This is a genomic window from Haemophilus sp. HMSC61B11 (genome assembly GCF_001838615.1).
Taxonomy (GTDB): Bacteria; Pseudomonadota; Gammaproteobacteria; order Enterobacterales; family Pasteurellaceae; genus Haemophilus_D; species Haemophilus_D parainfluenzae_AD.
The window spans coordinates 1-3,401 of sequence record NZ_KV837995.1 but is presented as its reverse complement, the minus strand read 5'-3'; the positions used below and the strand labels follow the sequence as shown (position 1 = coordinate 3,401).

Genomic DNA, 3,401 nt, shown 5'->3' with positions numbered 1-3,401 from the left:
TCTTAAGTAAGCATATTTACCATCTTTTTCGGTGCGCACACCATATCCTACATCCAAATAACCATATAGATTATAGTAAGCTGTTGCCGGCAGTTGTTTTGCCAGTTCTTCATTAAGGTTATGTACTTCCGTTTGCGGCATATCGGAACTAATACGCCCGCTTTTCAGTAAATATTGCAAACGGATATTGGCTTTGTAATCGCCATTCATGGCAGCGATACGATAATAACGTGCCAAGCCGTTCCAGACGGCATCGCCTTTTTTGCCTGTCCACATATTGTGCAGGTCATGATAAAGGGCGTAATTATAGAGTTGTTGGGTTTCTTGTGATAATTCCGGTTTTTCTTCGTGTTTGCAAACAAATTCTAAATTCGCCTGTAATTGTTCCATTTTTTCCATTTTGATTTTTCTCGCTTTGTATTCGTCAATTATTCCGGGTGAAGTCGCGTGTCCGGTCCCCCCTAAATCAATACCTTTAAATAAACTCATACCTGCCCAAATCACCAGAACAATCAAGGCAGTTATGACAATCACGATGATTTTAAAAATTCGTGCTACCATTTTAGTCACTCCGACTTACTGTGGGGTCTGCCCGGTAAAATTCCCGTAAAGCACAAGTTGGGGTTTCATTTTTTTCTTTAGCTTGTTTATTTTTATTAATTAAGTCCAACCATTGATCAAATGCTTCTACCGCCACCACATAATCATGCATATCATCAGGATTTGCGGCAGAGTTCTTATTAGTATGTAAATCCCATAAGCGTTTGCGCAGCCCCTCTGCTACATCAGCGCATTCCATAATAATCCCCAATTCCGTATCCACCTGCATACTACGGGTGTTCAAGTTCGCCGAGCTGATGACGGTGAAGACATCGTCCATAATGGTCACCTTAGAATGCACATAGACTTCCGCCGGTGTATCTTTGCCGTTTTTCTTATAAGTATGCACATATTTGCCGTTCTCATCTTTCGGCATTAAGGTGCAGATATGCGCTTTAATCCCCGGGGTATCGCTGATTTCATAACCTAACTCTTTTGTCAAATTTGGCTCTTCTTGTCCGAGCTCAGATGACTCAATTTGATTGAGTTCACCTTCTTTTTTAGCCGAGCCAGCTTTTCCAGCCTCTTGCGTTTTTTTCTCCTCAATTTGTTGCTTCTCTTTAATTTCTCCTATTTCTTTTTCAATTCTCTGAATTTCCTGCTGGTTTTTCTCAAACTCAGCGGCTGCAACAGTTTTTCCTTCAGCAGTAGGAGCTTTCATGCTTTCATTATATAAGCGAAATTCTCTCTTTTTTGCCATGCCTAATTGAGCTTCAAGTTCATTTAACTTAATATTTCTCGCCACCCCAGGCATTACATCCTGCTTGCCCAATAATTTAAACATTTCATTAGTAGTATAAGTTCCTGCACCGATGCCTTCGTCAGAAGAATTCGTTACTGTGAACCAATGAATTGGTCCTTCTGTACGCCCGTTATTTTTAATTGTTTCCCAGTGGCTAATAAACTCTCTCACCAACGGCGGAAAACGAAAATACTGATTTTCTGTATAAATATAACTTGTGGTCTGTTTAATATTCTTTAAATAGACCTTCATGATATCTTCGATATTTGGTTGATCATAGGTACGAACAATTTGAGCCATCACAAGTTTGCTATCATCAACTAGTGATGGATTAGGCTGATAATGGTCACGCGTAAACGATTGTCGTTTCCCTGTAATACCAATATCAACGGGATCTTTTCCCCACTGTTTATTATTTTGCCGATCCCAAGATTGACAAAAATTATGATTAATATCCCATAACACTTGTCCAGTCACAATACTGGAAACATCCTGTAATGGCGTTGGGCTATTTTTCCCTTTATTTGGCAATGTAGTTTTTAACGAATGATTACTATCATCCCAATAGTTATCCACCATGTTATGCTCTAATACAAATCCCACGGCAAGATCAGGATCTTCATAATCTATTAATACGGTTTTCTGATGATGCGATTTAAATTTTTTTAATGCAAAATCATATGAACCATCAGTTAATGTGCCCTTACCATCGGGTAATTCCGTATCCTTAAAGCTATGATTTACTTTTCTCCCATCTGGTAAAATCCTAGGCTTGAAATCTTCATTTTGTGGAGCTACTTTGCGGTTTTTATAAATTAAATTTGTACGTTTGGGGGATTTTGTAAATTCAACTAACTTCTCATGTTTTTCTATTTCATGAGCTTCCCATACATGGACTATTCCATCAGTCTTAGCATTAACAATAACCTCATCTAACTCCCCTTGAATTGCTTCATACCACCAACGATCATAGTCAACTTGCTCGCTGGTAACTCCCTCAACCTTATCCTTTAACCAAACACCTGGTTTATTTCCCAAATTAGCTTCACTAAATGTTTGAATATTCCCTGGTAAACTCCAGACCAAAATACGCACTTTTTTACCTTCAAGCGCTTTCTGAATCAATAAATCACCAATACAAGGGGATTTCCCATCTCGTTTAAAATGCATGGAGGGTTGAAAGCCCCAAATTGCAATATCAATAGAATGCTGGGCATTTTCTATCCGTTCATGTAATTCTTCAAATGCTTCTTTACCATTAACCAAGGCCTTAAACGTTGCTGGCACTGGTTCACTTCGAGTACCATTTTCAAATTTCTCAGCATCTTTTAAAAACCAATTAAAATTTACAGTAGCACATAGCTTACCTTCTGTTGTAGAAATCTGTTGTTTATTTTGACTCATATTTTATTTTCCCTCGAAGAAACCCTTAACTAATGCTGAATATATTTTCGCTGTAGATAAAGCGGAGTCTGTTGAAAATGGATAAAAACCTTCATTAATCAGTTCATCGTTATCAGTATCTTTCTCAAATTCTTCTACTATTGGTATAGAATAAGAAGCACCATTAGCAAAGCGAATTTCATAGTGTTTTGTACCTTCTTGGTGAGGAATCTCAATTTCGCCAGTACTATCAGTCATACCTTTTTTCACTTCATTACCGTCTATTAACAAAGTATATGGCATACCGATCATTGGCTTAGTAGAATGTGGAGACTGTAAGAATTTCACCTTCATATGCGGCATATAAAACGAATTTACTTGCGTTTCAAACGGACTCACCCCATCAGCCGCTCCCGCATCTTCCGTAAGTGGTCCCTCAACATACACATTCCCAATCAACGTAATCCCTTCTTGGTTTAACACGATTTCACCGGCAGGGCCTTGAATATGAACTTCGTCATAACCTTCTAAATCAAACTGTTCACAAACTTGTTCAAAAAGCTCACCCGCAACCCAGCTGCCATTTTGGGCAATTTCAATAGTTAAATCTTGTCCGACTTTGATGAGGCTATCAGCATGGACGTTAACTCGACGGTTATTATTCACATTCAGAATA

General features: G+C 38.5%; 1 protein-coding gene and 2 pseudogenes. All 3 read right to left on the bottom strand.

Annotation, left to right across the window (positions count from 1 at the left end):
• Positions 1-561 (bottom strand): annotated as a pseudogene (locus tag HMPREF3263_RS07165) (sel1 repeat family protein); the annotation flags it as partial.
• 1 nt (position 562) lies between these two features.
• Positions 563-2,746, bottom strand: coding sequence for a phospholipase D-like domain-containing protein (locus HMPREF3263_RS07160; protein WP_005698945.1), 2,184 nt, complete (start codon positions 2,744-2,746; stop codon positions 563-565).
• A gap of 3 nt (positions 2,747-2,749) precedes the next feature.
• Positions 2,750-3,401 (bottom strand): annotated as a pseudogene (locus HMPREF3263_RS07155) (type VI secretion system tip protein VgrG); the annotation flags it as partial.

Coding starts and splice junctions, on each gene's coding strand:
- HMPREF3263_RS07160 (WP_005698945.1), bottom strand. CDS start 2,746: ATGAGTCAAAATAAACAACAGATTTCTACAACAGAAGGTAAGCTATGT.